A 15,149-nucleotide genomic window follows, 5' to 3' on the forward strand; every position below is an offset into this window, starting at 1 on the left:
GCACGAGGCGACGAGCCCTTCTGTGCCCTCGCAACGCTATCACATGAACCCATAGGGATCGACGTCCACGCGCACGCGCACGCCGGGGGGCAGGCGCACGGCCGCCAACCAGTCCCGCACCAGCGGCTGAACGCGCACCGACCGTGCGGCCTTCAGCAGCAGGCGGTGGCGGTGCTGGCGGCGCAGCACGGCCAGCGGCGCGGGCGCGGGGCCGAGCACTTCCACGTCCTCGGCATAGGGCGCGTGGCGGGCCAGGGCCTTGCCGGCCTCGATCACCGCGCGCTCGTCCAGCCCCGAGACGATCAGCGCCACCAGCCGGCCGAAGGGCGGCATCATCAGGGCGTTGCGGGTCTCGGCCTCGACCGACAGAAAGCGTTCGGGGTCGTTGGCGGCCAGCGCCTGCATGACCGGATGGGCCGGGTCGGTGGTCTGCAACAGCACCCGCCCCGGCCGCTGGGCGCGCCCCGCCCGGCCCGCCACCTGATGCAGAAGCTGGAACGTCCGCTCGGCCGCGCGCAGATCACCCCCCGCAAGCCCCAGATCGGCATCGACCACCCCCACCAGCGTCAACAGCGGGAAGTGGTGACCCTTGGCCATCACCTGGGTGCCGATGACGATGTCCACGGCCCCCTGCTCGATGCGCTCCATCAACTCGGCCGCCGCCGTCGGCCCCAACAGGGTGTCCGATGCCGCCACCACCATGCGCGCCTTGGGGAAGCGGGCCGCCACCTCCTCCGCCAGCCGCTCCACGCCCGGGCCACAGGGCGCCAGCGCGTCCGGCGCCTCGCACGAGGGGCATTTCTGCGGCAGCGGGGTGCGGTAGTCGCAGTGGTGGCATTGCAGAACGCGGCGGTGGCGGTGCTCCACCAGCCAGGTGGAGCAGTTCGGGCACTGCAGCCGGTGGCCGCAGACCCGGCACAGGGTGAGCGGCGCGTAGCCCCGGCGGTTCAGGAACAGCAGCGATTGTTCACGCCGGGAGAGGGTCTCCTCCATGGCCTTGAGCAGCGGCGGGGCCAGGAACGATTGCGCCGGCACGCCCTGGCGCTGCCATTTCTCGGGCGGATGGGCGCGCAGGTCGAGCAGTTCCGGCGTCGGCACCTCCGCGCCGCCATGCCGGCGGGGCAACGGCACGTGCGTGTAGCGGCCGCTGCGGGCGTTGAGCACGGTCTCCAGCGACGGCGTGGCCGAGGCCAGCACCACGGCCAACCCTCCCGCGCGACCGCGCACCACGGCCATGTCGCGGGCGTTGTAGGGCACGCCGTCGTCCTGCTTGAAGGCGCCGTCGTGCTCCTCGTCCACGATGATGAGCCCCAGGTCGGGGAACGGCAGGAACAGGGCCGAGCGCGCGCCGACCACCACCGACACGCGGCCGAAGGCCACCGCCCGCCAGATGTCGCGGCGCTGGGCGCGCGGCAGGTCGGAGTGCCAGGGCGCGGGCGGCGCCCCGAACCGCTGGCGAAACCGCTCCGGCCAGCGCGCCGTGAGCGCGATTTCCGGCAGCAGGACCAGCACCTGCCGGCCCTGGGCCAGGGTCTCGGCCATGGCCTCGAAATAGACTTCGGTCTTGCCGGAGCCCGTCACCCCCTCCAGCAGCGAGACCGAGAAGCCCGACCGGGCCGCCGCCCGCAGGGTGTCCGCCGCCGCCGCCTGATCGGGCGACAGCGTGGGGCCGGGCCGGCGCGGATCGGGCGGCGGGATGTCGGGCTCCTCCACCACCGGCACGGCGGCGAGCGCGCCCCCCTCCGCCAGACCCTTGACCACCGCCGGTCCCACCCCGGCGCGCCGGGCCAGATCGGCGGCGGAGGGCGGCGGCTCGGACGACGGCCAGCGGGCGGCGGCCTCCAGCACCTTGCGGCGGGCATCGGTGGCGCGCAGGCTGGTGCCCTCCAGCCCCGACACACGGGCGCTGTAGCCGGTGCGCGGCTTGGGCGGGTCCAATGCCTCGGGCACCGACAGCGCCATGCGCAGCACCTGTCCCATGGGGGCCAGGGTATAGGCCGCGCACCACTCCACCAGATGGCGCAGGGACTCGGTCATGGCCGGCGCGTCGAGGCGCTCCAGCACGGGGCGGAGTTTGGTCTCGGGCACATCCGCCGCGCCCTCGCCCCAAACCACGCCCAGTTCGATCCGCTTGCCCAGGGGCACACGGACCAGCGCACCGGGGTCGAGCGGCTCCAGCTCCGGCGGCACGGCGTAGTCGTAGGGGGCCTCGACCGGCACCGGCAGCAGCACGGCGACCCTGCGCGATGCGCCGAACAGGGATGCGCCCGCGTCGGGGCCGCCTGCGGTGGCGGGACCGGGGGTCATCGGCTACACTGCCCCGCGCGCGCCGGCCCTGGCCGCGCCGTCCGCCGGGTCGCACGCCGGATCGGTAACACAGGACTTGTCTCCACCATGAAATTCTTCGTCGATACGGCCGATGTGGCCGAGATCCAGGACCTTGCCGCCACCGGCCTGGTGGATGGTGTCACCACGAACCCCAGTCTGGTCGCCAAGGCCGGCCGCAACTTCGTCGATGTGGTCGCCGAGATCTGCGACATCGTCTCCGGTCCCGTCAGCGCCGAGGTGGTGGCCACGGACACTGACGGCATGCTGCGTCAGGCGCACGCCCTGCGCAAGATCGCACCCAACGTGACCATCAAGCTGCCGCTCACCCCGGACGGCCTGAGGGCGTGCAAGACCCTGTCCGATGACGGGACGATGGTCAACGTCACGCTGTGCTTCTCGGCCGCGCAGGCGATCCTGGCCGCCAAGGCCGGGGCGACGTTCATCTCGCCGTTCGTGGGCCGCCTGGACGACATCGGCCAGACCGGCATGGAACTGATCGCGGACATCATGGCCATCTATGGCAACTACCCGGCGTTCAAGACGGAAGTGCTGGTGGCGTCGGTTCGCAACCCGCTGCACGTGATCGAGGCCGGCCGCCTGGGCGCCGACGTGGTGACCCTGCCGCCGGGCGTGCTGCGCCAGCTCTACGGTCATCCGCTGACCGACAAGGGGCTGGCCGCCTTCCTGAGCGACTGGGAGAAGACCGGCCAGACCATCCCGGAGGTGTAAAGGGAAGCAGCGCCGGGGGCCTTGGTGGCGGCGCGGTGGGTGCCCACATGGGCTTGAGATGCCGCCGTCTCCCCCTTGCCCCGGGATCCGCCATGTCGCATGACGACCCCGCGTTCCGCCAGCCCTCGCCGCGATCCGTCCCCCGGGGCGAGACCCTGGCCGTGTCCGTGCTCGCCGACCTGAACGACGTGGATGCGGCCGACTGGGACGCCTGCGCGGGCGAGGCCAACCCGTTCGTCCGCCATGCGTTCCTGTCGGCGCTGGAGGATTCGGGCTCCGTCGGCCCCGGCACGGGGTGGCGCCCGCAGCATCTGGTGATCCCGGACCACGACGGCACCCTGGTGGCCGTCGCACCGCTGTACCTGAAAAACCATTCCTACGGCGAATACGTGTTCGACTGGAGCTGGGCCAACGCCTATGAGCAGGCCGGCGGCCGGTACTATCCCAAGCTCCAGGGCGCCGTGCCGTTCACCCCGGTGACGGGGCCGCGCCTGCTGGTCCGGCCGGACGCGCCGGATCCCGCGCACCTGCGCCGCGCCCTGCTGGCGGCCATGGTCCAGTTGGCCGAGCGGGCGGCGCTGTCCAGCGTGCACGTCACCTTCCCCACGCGGGAGGACGCGGATGTGGCCGTGGGCATGGGGTTCCTGCACCGCCAGGGCCAGCAGTACCACTGGGAAAACCAGGGCTACCGCGATTTCCAGGATTTCCTGGACACGCTGGCGTCCCGCAAGCGCAAGACCATCCGCAAGGAGCGCGAGCGCGCCAACGGGCACGGCGTGACTCTGCAGGTGCTGACCGGGGACGACCTGACCCCGCATCACTGGCGGGCCTTCTACCAGTTCTACCTGTCCACGGCGGACCGCAAGTGGGGCCGGCCCTACCTGACCGAGGACTTCTTCCAGATCCTGGGAGAGCGCATGGCCGACCGGGTCGCGCTGGTCATGGGCACGGACGACGACAGCGGCCAGTTCGTCTGCGGCGCCCTGAACCTGATCGGGTCCGATGCCCTGTACGGCCGCAACTGGGGGGCGCTCGCGGAGTACAAGGATCTGCATTTCGAGGCCTGTTACTACCGGGCCATGGACTTCGCCATCGCGCACGGCCTGCGCTGGGTCGAGGCGGGCGCCCAGGGCGAACACAAGATCCAGCGCGGCTACCTGCCGCAGGCGACCCACTCCGTCCACTGGATCGCCGAGCCGGGCTTTCGCGCCGCCGTCGCCCGCTTCGTCGAGCAGGAACGCGCCATGGTCAGCGAGGATATGGCCGCCCTGACCGCCTTCGGGCCGTACCGCAGGGGCGACCGACCGGAGGGGTAGGATCCGGCCTTCAACCGGGGGCCGGACGGCCCTATCATGCCATGCCGTGATGGGAGAGTGACGCCAGCATGACCAGTCTGACGATTTCCGTCCTTGATGAGGCCGTTGCCGCCCGCCTGCGGCGAAGCGCCGCCAGCCACGGCCGCTCGGCGGAAGACGAGGCCCGCGCCATCATCGAACACGCCTTGCACGACCGGCCGGCATCCGCTTCGCCGTCCGGGGCAGACCTCTGGGCCGACATCCGCCGCCGCGTCGAGACCATCGGCGGACTCGATCTGGACATCCCTCCTCGTGGACCGGGCCGTGAGCCCCTCGAAACACTCCAGGATGCCAGGGCATGACACCGTCCCAGCCCCCGCCCCTCGCGCCGCCGCAGGCCCGCGCCCTGCTCGATTTCTGGTTCGGCGAACCAGGCTCTGACGAGCACGGCACGTTCCGCGACATCTGGTTCCAGAAATCCGACGCCTTCGATGCCGAGGTGCGGGCGCGGTTCGAACGCCTTTCCGAAGAGGCCGCCTCGGGCGCGCTGGACGACTGGGCCGCCACACCGCACGGCGCGCTGGCGCTGATCCTGCTGCTCGATCAGGCGCCGCGCAACGTCCACCGGGGCACGCCGGCCGCCTTCGCCACCGACTCCAGGGCGCTGGATGTGGCCAAGCAGGCCCTGCGCGACGGCCACGATGCGGCCCTGTCACCCGTGGAGCGGCTGTTCCTGTACATGCCGTTCCAGCATTCCGAGGATCTGGTGGAGCAGGAACGATCCCTCGCCCTGTATGACCGGCTGGGGATCGAGGGCGCGCAGAAATCCGCCCACCGCCATCACGAGATCGTGGCCCGCTTCGGCCGGTTCCCGCACCGCAACGCGGTGCTGGGCCGCGAGTCCTCCCAGGAGGAGATTGCGTTCCTGAAGGAACCGAACTCATCCTTCTGACCCGCTGATCGCCGATGACCCGGATGAGAATCGCGCTTCACGCCTGACCCCCCTCCCGACCTCCCCCATGAATGGGGGAGGAGTCCCGGTTCACCGGATGCCGACCGAACGCCCTCCCCATGGAATGGCGAGGGTTGGGGAGGGGTATCTAGACTCCGTCCCTGCGGCTCGGCCACAGGGCCAGCAGCGCGGGCAGCACCCCCAGCGTGCACACCAGCGTCAGCCCGATGGCGATGGTCAGCAACACGCCCATGCTGGCCGTACCGGGATGGCTCGACGCCGCGATGGACCCGAACGAGCCGATGGTGGTCAGCGCGCTGAACACCACCGCGCGCGGCGTGCTGCTGGTCATGGCCTGGCTCACGTCGGCTTCGTCGCGCTCGCGGTGGACCAGATGGATGGCGCTCGCGACCCCCAGTCCGAACAGCAAAGGCAGCACGATCACGTTGGCGAAGTTGAACGGCAGACCGAACAGCGCCGCCGTCGCCACCGTCAGCAGCGCCGCCAGGGCCAGCGGCGCATACACCAGCAGGATGTCGCGCAGCCGCCGCAGGGTCACGGCGAGAAGGACCGTAATGCCCACCAGCGCCAGCGCCGCCGCCTCGGCGAAGGCGCGGATGACGGTCCGCCCCGACTCCCGGATCAGCACGGGCGAGCCGGTGGCCGACGGCACCTCGGCCCGCACGGCATCGACGAACCGGGCCAGGTCGTCCGGATCGCGCGGGTCCAGGGCGGGGCGCACCGCCACGCGCGCCCGGCCGTCTTCGGCCAGATAGCGCCCCAGCAGCCCCTCGGGCAGGTCCTCCAGGGTCACGGGTCCGGCCGCCAGCGACTCCCGCAGCCGCGACAGCATGGGCGGCAGATCGCCGGTCAGGCCCGCGCCCACGCGGGCCAGCGCCTCCGGCCCCTCGATCCCGGCCAGCACCCCGGCCAGCCGCTCCGCCGCCGTGCGCGTGGCGGAGTCCACGCCGGACGCGGCGGCGATCCGCTCCAGCGCCGCCACCATCCGATCCCGGGCGGCGCGGCGCGCGTCCGCATCGGGCGCCGGCTCCGGCTCCTGGGCCAGAGCGGGCCCCAGATACAGCGCCATGTCCTGGATGGCGTAGAGTTTGTCGTCCTGGTTCGCGGGCACCAGATCGCGCGCGGTGATGGCGCTGGAGACCTCCGGCAGGGCCTCGACCCGCGCGGCCAGCGCCTCGGCCGCCTCCAGGTCCGGGGCCAGGATGTCCATGGTGTAGGGCGTCACGCGCGGGTCCTGCAGCAGATCGAACAATGTGGCGACCGACTCCGTCTCCGGGTCTCGAAGGTTGAGCGGATCAAAGTCGAACCGCGCCCCGGGGGCGAGCGCCGCCGCCGCCACCGCCAGCGCCAGCGCGCCCAGGGCCACGGTGCGAGCATGGCGCCGCAGGCCGGCATCCAGGCGGCCCGCCAGTCGGGCGGCTCCGTCCGTCCCCGCACCCGTGCTCTGGCGCGAACGCGGCGGCCACACGGCCAGCAGGGCCGGCAGCAGCGTGAGGTTGGCCAGGAACGCCACCCCCATGCCCATGCCGGAGATCAGGCCGAGTTGCGCCAGCCCCCGATAGTCCGTCGGCAGGAACGACAGGAAGGCGATGGCCGCCGCCACCGCGCACAGCGCCAGCCCGGGGCCGACGCCCCGCGCCGCATCCCCCAGAGCCGGCCCGGGCTCAACGCCCCGGTCGCGGCTCTCCTTGAAGCGCAGACCGAAGTGAATGCCGAAGTCCACCGACAGGCCGATGAACAGCACGGCGAACGCAACCGAGATCAGGTTCAGCGTGCCCACCGTCAGCGCGGCCAGTCCCGCCGTCCAGCACAGGCCGGCCACCAGGGTCGCCACGGTGGCGAGGATCAGGCGCGGCGAGCGCAGTCCCAGGATCAGCAGCGTGACCACGGCCACAAAGGTGATGGCCCCGGCGATGTCCATGCCGGTCTGCACGCTGGCCAGTTCCTCGGTCTCCATGGCGGCGGCCCCGGTCAACCGCACCCGCACGCCGGACTCGGGCGTCAGGCCCAGATCCCGCGCGGTGGCGCGGATGGCCCGCATGGCGTCCCCGGCGGGGGTCATGCTGCCGAACTGCCGTTTGGGCTTGGCGAGCACCAGATGCCGGGCCGGCCCGGCCGCGTCTTCCCCGTCCTGGATCATGGCGCGCCAGTCCAGCCGTGCCCCCTCCCCGGCCGCCTGCGCATCGGCGACGGACGCCATGCGCTCCAACACCGGCCCCAGCGGCAGAGCCACCCCGGCCAGCCCGCCGTCGGTGATCTGATCGGCGGCATCATCCATCAGCGCGGCGAGCCCGCGCAGGGACGGATCCCGCCACAGCGTGCCCAGGAAGGGCTGCGCTTCCGCCAGGGTGTCGGACAGCGCATAGACCTCGTCCAGCGACAGGAACAGCAGGCCGTTGCGGCGGAAGAAGGGGTGTCCCGCCAGATCGGAGACGAAGGCGAACAGATCGTCCCGCGCCTGCAGCGCCTCCGTCAGGCGCTGGGCGGCCTCGTCGGCCCGCGTGGCGGTCTCGGCATCGATGACGATGACCAGTTCGCCGCCGAACTGGGGGAAGGCGGCCTTGAGCGCCCGGTTCTCCTGCTGGAAGGGCAGGTCCGGGTCCAGCATGGTGGAGGTGTCGGTTGAGACCCCGATCCGGGTCGCCACCGCCCACAGGGCGAGAGCGGTCAGAAGCACGGACAGGGCCAGGACGGCCCAGCGGTAACGGCGCGCACCCGCGACCCAGGCGCCCAGCACGGCAGCAATCATCAGGAAGGGTCCCCCCACACGGTCCCGAAAGATCAGCCGGACTGCGGCCCCGCCCGTTTCCCGGCTTGTTATGATTCACCCCCGGCCGGACGGAAATCCGGCCACCCCCATTGACCCTCACGGGCGATCCGTGCTGCAACCGGGGCGTCCGCCATCGGGGGCGGTCCGTCAGTCCCCGACTTCACAACGACGGGAGGCCGTGTTGAACCGCCAGGAATGTACGCTGGTCGAAACCTATCTGCGCCGCACCTTCGGCAACGACGGCATCACCGTCAAGGCCCCCAAAAAGGCGAACGAACCCGTCGAGGTGTGGCTCGACGGCGAATTCATCGGCACGCTCTACCGTGACGAGGAAGAGGGCGAGGTGTCCTATGATTTCAACATGAGCATTCTGGACGTGGATCTGCCCGCCACCCGGTGAGGCCGGGACCGCGCCGCGCCGCCGGATCCTAAGCGCCGTCGTCCGTGTCGGCGTCCGGTGAGGGCCCCGTCTCGAGCCGCTGCCAGCCCTCGGCCCCGAAGGCTTCCAAGGGCCGGAAACGGCGCTTGTAGGCCATCTTGCGGCTGTCCTCGATCCAGTACCCCAGATAGACGTAGTCCAGGCCCTCGGTCCGGGCCTGCTGGACCAGCCAGAGCACCATATGCGTGCCCAGGCTGCGTTTGGGTGGGCTGTCCGGATCAAAGAACGAGTAGACGGCCGACAGGCCGTCGTTCATGCGATCGAGCAGGCATCCGGCCACCAGCGTGCCGTCGGGATCGCGGAACTCGGCCATCGCCGTGTCGATGGGGCTGTCCTCCACCATCGAGCGGTAGTCGAAGAACCCCATCAGCGCCATGTCGCTGTCCCCGTGGCGCGCCTGCTGATAGCGCGAGAACAACTGGTACTGCTCGGCGGTGGCGCTGGCCGGCAGCACCGTCACGGACAGGTCCGCATTGGCCTTCCGGATTCGCTTGAGCGTGCCGCGCGCCGTGAACGCGCCGGCCACGATGCGCACCGGCAGGCAGGCCTGACATCCGGGACAGGCCGGGGCATAGGCGATGGTGTGGCTGCGGCGAAACCCCGCCCGGGACAGGGCGTCATGCACATCGTCCGCACCCGGCCCGGTCAGGTCGGTGACGATCTTGCGTTCCAGCCGTCCTTCAAGATACGGGCACGGCATCGGCGCCGTGGTGAAGAAGAACTGGGGTTTCTTCAGCGGTGTCTGGTCCATCATCGCACCGACTCTGCTGGGGCCGGGCCGGCGTGGCCCGCTGTCCGACATATGGACCATGCTCCCGCAGACGACAACCCGGTCCGTGGCGCGGGCAGGGCGACGGGCTCAGGTTCACGGCATCATTCTTCCAGGTCTTTGCCCTGGGTCGGAGACCTACGCTCGAGGTCCTTCAGCCGCTTCGCGGCCTCAGGATGACCTCTTATAGTTTAGTGAGTCATCCCGAGTGAGCGAAGCGAGACGAGGGATCTCGACAGGCCTGCTCCGACGCCGCGGACCGTGCCGTCATGTTAACCTGAACCCGTTGCCCCGGGGCCGCAGGCGGTTCGACCGGATGGCCGCGCGGGTGAATCGGATCAGAAATCCCGGGCGGGCGCGGCGTCGATGACGCTGGGCAGCGGCGGAATCTGGTCCGCCAAGGCCGCGTCGTACAGGTCGGCATTCCGCAACAGCACGATGTCGATGCGCCGGTTGCGCGGATCGTTGGGGGCATCCGCAAGCAGCGGCTCCACGCCCGCCTTGCCGATGACGGCCTCAATGCGTGCCGGGTCGATGCCGGCCGAGAGCAGCACGCGCCGGCTGGCCAGCGCCCGGTCGGCCGACAGTTCCCAGTTGCTGTAGCCCGTGGGGTCCAGGAACGGCGCGTTGTCCGTGTGCCCGGTGATGAGCAGGGTGTTCGGGATCTCCTTGATGGCCTCCCCGACCAGACGGAGCAGGATGCGGGTGTGCTCATACATCGCCGATGAGCCCGCCGGGAACATCGCGAGCCGATCCTGGTCCAGAAGCTGGATCTTCAGGCCGTCCTCGGTCTCGTCGATGATCAGGTTCTCCTTGAACTTCTCCAGGTCCGGGACGGCCTGGATGGCCTGCCGAAGCGCCTGGGCCGCCTGCTCGAACCCGTCTTCCTGGGCGGCCTCGCGGGCCGACTCCGCCGCCGCCTGTGCGGCGGCCGCGGCCGCCGGATCCTCGGCGGCGGCCCCGTCGCCCGGCCCGTCGCCCTCGCCCATGCTCTCTCCCTCGCCGGTGGGGACATCGGGCTGATCCTCGTTCAGGGTCAGACCCTCGGCCGGGTCGGTGAAGTCGTTGCCGCCGAAGCCCACGGTTGGCGGCGGCAGCATGGGCTGATCGAGCGGCGAGGCGGACTGGGATTGATTCGCCCCCTCGCCCACCACCTGCCCGCCCAGCATGCCGCCCGCGCCGCTGGAACTGGAGGACACGGCGGTCGGGGCGAAGTAGTTGGAAATGCCCTCAAGCTGCTCTTCCGTCACCGAGTTGAGCAGCCACAACAGCAGGAAGAACGCCATCATGGCCGTCACGAAGTCGGCGTACGCCACCTTCCACGCTCCACCATGGTGGGCGTGCCCGCCTTTCTTGACGCGCTTGATGATGATGGCGTTTTTGTCGTCGGCCATGGATCGGTTTGCCGGAAGCCCCTTGCACTGAGACCTTGAGACATCCCCCTACCATAGGCGCGGGGCTTGAACAGGAGGTTAAGACAGCCGTCTTACGCCGGGCGGCCCGGGGCGGACCTCAGTCCGACGAATTCGTGACCGCGTCTTCGACCTCGGCGAAGGTGGGCCGCACGGAGGGCGAGAGGATCTTGCGCGCGAACTCGATGGAAACCTGCGGCGCATAGCCTTGCATGTGGGCCAGCAGACCGGCCTTGATGCAATTCAGGTATTCGGTGTCCGCATCATAGGCGTTGCCGATGGCGCGCCCGAACGGCGCGAAGAAGCCATAGGAGAACAGCACGCCGGAGAACGTGCCGACGAGGGCGGCGCCGATCAGGTGGCCCAGCACCTCCGGCGGTTCGGTGATCGAACCCATGGTGTGGATCACGCCCAGCACCGCCGCCACGATGCCCAGCGCCGGCATGGCGTCGGCCATGTTGGTCACCGCCTCGGCGACGGCGTGGTGCTCCTTGTGATGAGACTCGATCTCGCCTTCGATGATCGTCTCGACCTCGTGGGAGTTGTTCGTGCCAAGGGTCAACAGACGCAGATAATCGCAGAGAAACTCAAGATTATGGTGATTGGAGGAAAACCCGGAAAACTTCTGGAACAGGGGGCTCTCTTCCGGCTTCTCAACGTGGCTTTCCAGCGCCAGATCGCCCTTCGTCTTCGCCAATCTGAACAGCGTATACAAGAGCGTCAACAGCTCTAAATAGTCAGCCTTTTTGTACTTCGGCCCCTTCAGCATGGGGCCAATGGCCTTGAACGTGTTTGACAGAAGTGTTTTTGGGTTGCCTATAACGTAGGCGCCGAAGGCCGCACCGAAAATGATCACGAATTCGTACGGCTGCCAGAGAACATCCAGGTGTCCCCCAGCAAGGGCATAGCCGCCGAGAACGGAAACAATAACGACGATAGTCCCTACGATGACGAGCATCGGTGCACGCAACCCTGTTCAAGCGTCCGGGCGATCACCCCTTCTGGGGTCGCAGCCCCGAGGCGTCTCGGTCCTGTCGGACTTCCAGCCGCACGACCACATGGGTCGGCGTTCGACACCTCATGATGTAGCGACATACATGAACAACTGGTTTCGGCCAACGGAAATCAGGCGTTGGCGCTCCTGCCGTGATGCGCTAAGACGCCTGCACCGCACGACAGGCGAGGCAGGGGTTCATGACGGTTGATTCGGTGTCCTTCAGGAAAGCCTTGGGCAGTTTCGCGTCCGGCGTGACCGTGGTCACGGCGCTCGACGACACGGGACAGCCGGTCGGCCTGACCGTCAGCGCCTTCTGTTCGGTCTCGCTGGATCCGCCGATGATCCTGATCTGCCTCGATAAACGCGTTTCGAACCGCGAGACCTTCCGGCGCGGCCCCTTTGCCGTCAACGTTCTGTCGCACAGGCAACAGGCGGTCTCCAACCGCTTCGCCGAAAAGCGCGATGATCGCTTCGCCGGCATCGCCCATACCCCCGGGCGGAACGGCGCGCCCGTGCTGGACGGCTGCCTGGCCGTCATCGAGTGCACGCCCGAACACATCGCCGACGGCGGCGACCACGACATCATCGTGGCGACGGTCACACGGGTGGACCGCACCGAGGACGGCGCGCCCCTGATCTACTATCGCGGCGGATACGCGGCGCTGGGCTAGCCAACCGCGCGCCCCAGGCGAAACGGAGCGGACATGGCGGTGCGACACCGACTCACCAGAGGGTGCGGGCGATGAGCCCGACGCCCGGCACACCGCGCCTCGACCTGAGGGGACTCTGCAAGAGTTTCCCGGGGGTTCTGGTGAACGACCGGGTGGACCTCTCGGTCATGCCCGGGGAGTGTCACGCCCTGCTCGGCGAGAACGGCGCCGGCAAATCCACGCTGATGAAGATCGTCAACGGCGTATTGTCCGCCGACGCCGGCGAGATGTGGTGGGAGGGCCAGCCGGTCCGCGTCCAGACCCCGTCGGACGCCCGCCGCCTGGGAATCGGCATGGTCTACCAGCACTTCGCGCTGTTCGAGTCCCTGACCGTGGCCGAGAACGTCGCCCTGGGCCTGGACGGGGCCCCGGGTATGGAGGCCCTGTCCGAGCGAATCCGGGCCGTGTCCGACGGCTACGGCCTCGCGGTCTCCCCCACCCGCCATGTCCACGAACTGTCCGTGGGCGAGCGCCAGCGGGTCGAGATCGTGCGCTGCCTGCTCGGCGATCCCCGACTCATCATCCTCGACGAGCCCACCTCGGTGCTGACCCCGCGCGAGGCGCTGGCGCTGTTCGAGGTGCTGCGCCGCCTGCAGGCGGAGGGGCGGTCGATCTTGTACATCTCCCACAAGCTCGACGAGATCCGCGCGCTGTGCGACCGGGCCTCGGTGCTGCGCGGCGGCCGCATGATCGCGACCGTGGACCCCCGGGCGGAGACCGCCCGCTCGCTGGCCCGCATGATGATCGGCGCCGAGCTGCCGGATCTGTCGGAGCGCCGGACCACCACCAGCGAAGACCATGCCCCACTCCTGGCGGTCAACGCGCTGGACATGGACCGCGACGATCCGCACGGCACGGACCTGCGCGACATTTCCCTGGCCGTGCGGCCGGGCGAGATCCTGGGCATCGCGGGCGTGGCCGGCAATGGACAGAATGCCCTGATGCGCGCGCTGTCCGGCGAACGCCTGGTGGCGCGGCCCGAGGCCATCCTTATCAACGGCACGCCGGCCGGACACCTGGGACCGCGCGCCCGGCGCGACCTGGGGCTGGCCGTGGTGCCGGAAGAGCGGTTGGGGCAAGGCGCGGTGCCGGACCTCAGCCTGGCGGACAACGCCCTGCTGTCCGCCTACCGTCACGGCAGCCTGGTCCGGCGCGGCCTGGTGCGGCGGCGTCATACGCATGGTTTTGCGAGCCGGGTGATCCACGCCTTCAACGTGATCGCGCGCGGCAGCGAGTCCGAGGCGCGCAGCCTGTCCGGCGGCAACCTTCAGAAGTTCATCATCGGCCGCGAAATCCTTCAGGCGCCCAAGGTTCTGGTCGCCGCCCACCCCACCTGGGGCGTGGACGCGGGCTCGGCGGCGGCGATCCATCAGGCTCTGGTGGATCTGCGGGACCGGGGCGCGGCGATCCTGGTGATCTCGCAGGACCTGGACGAGCTGTACACCCTGTCCGACCGGATCGCGGTGATCGCCGCCGGGCGGCTGTCCGACAGCCAGCCCATCCACGCGGTGACGGCGGAGGACATCGGCCTGTTGATGGGGGGCCTGTTCACCGACCACGGGCCGACCGGCCCCACCAACGACGACACGACGATGAAAGGACCGGGGCATGTGGCCTAGGCTGGAGGCGCGCCCGGAGCGCTCCCGGGTGATGGTGTATCTGACCCCCCTGGTGGCGGCGGCCCTGACAGCCCTGGCCGGGCTGGTCATGTTCGGCGCGCTGGGCTACGACCCGGTCGAGGCGCTGTACGTCTTTTTCGTCGCCCCCCTGACCACCAGCTTCGGGCTCAGCGAACTGGTCGTGAAGGCCACCCCGCTGGTGCTGTGCGCCCTGGGGCTGGCGGTCGGCTTTCGGGGCAACGTCTGGAACATCGGCGCCGAGGGGCAGTTGATCCTGGGCGCCATCTTCGCGGGCGGACTGGCGCTGTGGGCCGGCGACGCGAACGCCCCGTGGCTGCTGCCGGCGATGGTGGTCGCGGGCATGATCGGCGGCATGGCCTGGGCGGCCATCCCGGCCTTTCTGCGGACCCGTTTCCACGCCAACGAGATCCTGGTGAGCCTGATGCTCACCTACGTGGCGGGGCTGCTGCTGGGTTATCTGGTGCACGGGCCCTGGCGCGACCCGGCCGGGTTCAACTTCCCGGAAACCGCGCTGTTCGGGGACTCGGCCATGCTGCCCGCGCTGATCGAGGGCACCCGCCTGCACGCCGGCGCGCTGTTCGCCATCGTCGCCGTGGGCGCGGTCTGGGTGCTGCTCATGCACTCGTTCATCGGCTTCCAGGTCAAGGTGATCGGCCTCGCGCCGCGCGCGGGCGGCTATGCCGGGTTCAGTCAGGCCCGGGTGGTCTGGCTGGGCCTGCTGTGCGGCGGCGGGCTGTCCGGGCTGGCGGGCATGGTCGAGGTTGCCGGCCCCATCGGGCAGTTGCACCCGCAGATCTCGCCGGGCTACGGATTCACGGCCATCATCGTTGCGTTCCTGGGCCGTCTGCATCCGCTCGGCATTCTTCTGGCGGGCCTGTTCATGGCGCTGACCTATCTGGGGGGCGACACCCTGCAGATCGAAATGGGGTTGCCGCGCGCCATGACCGGCGTCTTCCAGGGCATGATCCTGTTTTTCCTGCTGGCGTCGGATGTGCTGATCCATCACCGGGTGCGGTTCGGGCCGCGACGCGCGCCCGCGCCCGCGCCGACATCCACGCCTGAGCCCGAGACGGGGGGGACCGCCTGA

General features: G+C 69.9%; 13 protein-coding genes. 8 read left to right on the plus strand and 5 right to left on the minus strand.

Annotation, left to right across the window (positions count from 1 at the left end; all coding sequences use genetic code 11):
- Window positions 1–39: 39 nt before the first annotated feature.
- Window positions 40–2,307: a primosomal protein N' gene (locus GHC57_RS01995; protein WP_153340594.1), complete on the minus strand. Its 2,268-nt coding sequence runs from the start codon at window positions 2,305–2,307 to the stop codon at window positions 40–42.
- An 87-nt stretch (window positions 2,308–2,394) separates the two neighbouring features.
- Between GHC57_RS01995 and fsa the strand changes: the two genes are divergently transcribed.
- The 4 genes from fsa to GHC57_RS02015 all read left to right on the plus strand — a co-directional run bounded on the left by fsa (window position 2,395) and on the right by GHC57_RS02015 (window position 5,304).
- Window positions 2,395–3,057, plus strand: a complete 663-nt coding sequence (fsa, locus tag GHC57_RS02000) for a fructose-6-phosphate aldolase (protein ID WP_153340596.1) — start codon at window positions 2,395–2,397, stop codon at window positions 3,055–3,057.
- Between the two features lie 92 nt (window positions 3,058–3,149).
- Window positions 3,150–4,373, plus strand: a complete 1,224-nt coding sequence (locus GHC57_RS02005) for a GNAT family N-acetyltransferase (protein ID WP_153340598.1) — start codon at window positions 3,150–3,152, stop codon at window positions 4,371–4,373.
- Window positions 4,374–4,441: 68 nt separating this feature from the next.
- Window positions 4,442–4,714: a FitA-like ribbon-helix-helix domain-containing protein gene (locus tag GHC57_RS02010; RefSeq protein WP_153340600.1), complete on the plus strand. Its 273-nt coding sequence runs from the start codon at window positions 4,442–4,444 to the stop codon at window positions 4,712–4,714.
- Window positions 4,711–5,304, plus strand: coding sequence for a DUF924 family protein (locus GHC57_RS02015; protein ID WP_153340602.1), 594 nt, complete (start codon window positions 4,711–4,713; stop codon window positions 5,302–5,304). Before GHC57_RS02010 ends, GHC57_RS02015 begins: the two co-directional genes overlap by 4 nt.
- Before the next feature lie 148 nt (window positions 5,305–5,452).
- On the opposite strand, the gene GHC57_RS02020 is transcribed toward GHC57_RS02015, so the two are convergent.
- Window positions 5,453–8,074 carry an MMPL family transporter gene (locus GHC57_RS02020; protein WP_153340604.1) on the minus strand — a complete coding sequence of 874 codons (2,622 nt, stop codon included), beginning with the start codon at window positions 8,072–8,074 and terminating at the stop codon, window positions 5,453–5,455.
- Window positions 8,075–8,276: 202 nt separating this feature from the next.
- On the opposite strand from GHC57_RS02020, the gene GHC57_RS19755 reads away from it, so the two are divergent.
- Window positions 8,277–8,495, plus strand: a complete 219-nt coding sequence (locus GHC57_RS19755) for a DUF3126 family protein (protein ID WP_246152066.1) — start codon at window positions 8,277–8,279, stop codon at window positions 8,493–8,495.
- 28 nt (window positions 8,496–8,523) lie between these two features.
- Here GHC57_RS19755 and GHC57_RS02030 read toward each other — a convergent pair whose 3' ends face one another.
- The 3 genes from GHC57_RS02030 to motA form a co-directional block, all read right to left on the minus strand.
- Entirely contained in the window at window positions 8,524–9,285 is a 762-nt protein-coding gene (locus GHC57_RS02030) for an arginyltransferase (RefSeq protein ID WP_153340658.1), read from the minus strand.
- Window positions 9,286–9,641: 356 nt separating this feature from the next.
- Window positions 9,642–10,697, minus strand: a complete 1,056-nt coding sequence (locus GHC57_RS02035; protein ID WP_153340608.1) for a flagellar motor protein MotB — start codon at window positions 10,695–10,697, stop codon at window positions 9,642–9,644.
- Between the two features lie 118 nt (window positions 10,698–10,815).
- Window positions 10,816–11,673 carry a flagellar motor stator protein MotA gene (gene motA / locus GHC57_RS02040; RefSeq protein ID WP_153340610.1) on the minus strand — a complete coding sequence of 286 codons (858 nt, stop codon included), beginning with the start codon at window positions 11,671–11,673 and terminating at the stop codon, window positions 10,816–10,818.
- Between the two features lie 236 nt (window positions 11,674–11,909).
- Between motA and GHC57_RS02045 the strand changes: the two genes are divergently transcribed.
- The 3 genes from GHC57_RS02045 (at window position 11,910) to GHC57_RS02055 (ending at window position 15,149) form a co-directional block, all read left to right on the plus strand.
- A complete protein-coding gene (locus tag GHC57_RS02045) occupies window positions 11,910–12,383 on the plus strand; it encodes a flavin reductase family protein (protein WP_153340612.1) in 474 nt (157 codons plus the stop codon).
- A 71-nt stretch (window positions 12,384–12,454) separates the two neighbouring features.
- On the plus strand, window positions 12,455–14,041 hold the full coding sequence (locus GHC57_RS02050) for an ABC transporter ATP-binding protein (protein ID WP_153340614.1): 1,587 nt from the start codon (window positions 12,455–12,457) through the stop codon (window positions 14,039–14,041).
- The gene (locus tag GHC57_RS02055; protein ID WP_246152067.1) at window positions 14,031–15,149 is read left to right on the plus strand and encodes an ABC transporter permease; all 1,119 of its coding nucleotides are present in this window, start codon (window positions 14,031–14,033) and stop codon (window positions 15,147–15,149) included. Before GHC57_RS02050 ends, GHC57_RS02055 begins: the two co-directional genes overlap by 11 nt.

Source organism: Roseospira navarrensis (assembly GCF_009601025.1).
Taxonomy (GTDB): Bacteria; Pseudomonadota; Alphaproteobacteria; order Rhodospirillales; family Rhodospirillaceae; genus Rhodospira; species Rhodospira navarrensis.

Excerpts from the sequence above, each read along its gene's own strand:
- GHC57_RS02015 (WP_153340602.1), top strand. The coding sequence starts at position 4,711 with ATGACACCGTCCCAGCCCCCGCCCCTCGCGCCGCCGCAGGCCCGCGCC.
- fsa (WP_153340596.1), top strand. The coding sequence starts at position 2,395 with ATGAAATTCTTCGTCGATACGGCCGATGTGGCCGAGATCCAGGACCTT.
- GHC57_RS02030 (WP_153340658.1), bottom strand. The coding sequence starts at position 9,285 with ATGGACCAGACACCGCTGAAGAAACCCCAGTTCTTCTTCACCACGGCG.
- GHC57_RS02005 (WP_153340598.1), top strand. The coding sequence starts at position 3,150 with ATGTCGCATGACGACCCCGCGTTCCGCCAGCCCTCGCCGCGATCCGTC.
- GHC57_RS02055 (WP_246152067.1), top strand. The coding sequence starts at position 14,031 with ATGTGGCCTAGGCTGGAGGCGCGCCCGGAGCGCTCCCGGGTGATGGTG.
- GHC57_RS02020 (WP_153340604.1), bottom strand. The coding sequence starts at position 8,074 with ATGATTGCTGCCGTGCTGGGCGCCTGGGTCGCGGGTGCGCGCCGTTAC.
- GHC57_RS01995 (WP_153340594.1), bottom strand. The coding sequence starts at position 2,307 with ATGACCCCCGGTCCCGCCACCGCAGGCGGCCCCGACGCGGGCGCATCC.
- GHC57_RS02035 (WP_153340608.1), bottom strand. The coding sequence starts at position 10,697 with ATGGCCGACGACAAAAACGCCATCATCATCAAGCGCGTCAAGAAAGGC.
- GHC57_RS02010 (WP_153340600.1), top strand. The coding sequence starts at position 4,442 with ATGACCAGTCTGACGATTTCCGTCCTTGATGAGGCCGTTGCCGCCCGC.
- GHC57_RS02045 (WP_153340612.1), top strand. The coding sequence starts at position 11,910 with ATGACGGTTGATTCGGTGTCCTTCAGGAAAGCCTTGGGCAGTTTCGCG.
- GHC57_RS02050 (WP_153340614.1), top strand. The coding sequence starts at position 12,455 with ATGAGCCCGACGCCCGGCACACCGCGCCTCGACCTGAGGGGACTCTGC.
- motA (WP_153340610.1), bottom strand. The coding sequence starts at position 11,673 with ATGCTCGTCATCGTAGGGACTATCGTCGTTATTGTTTCCGTTCTCGGC.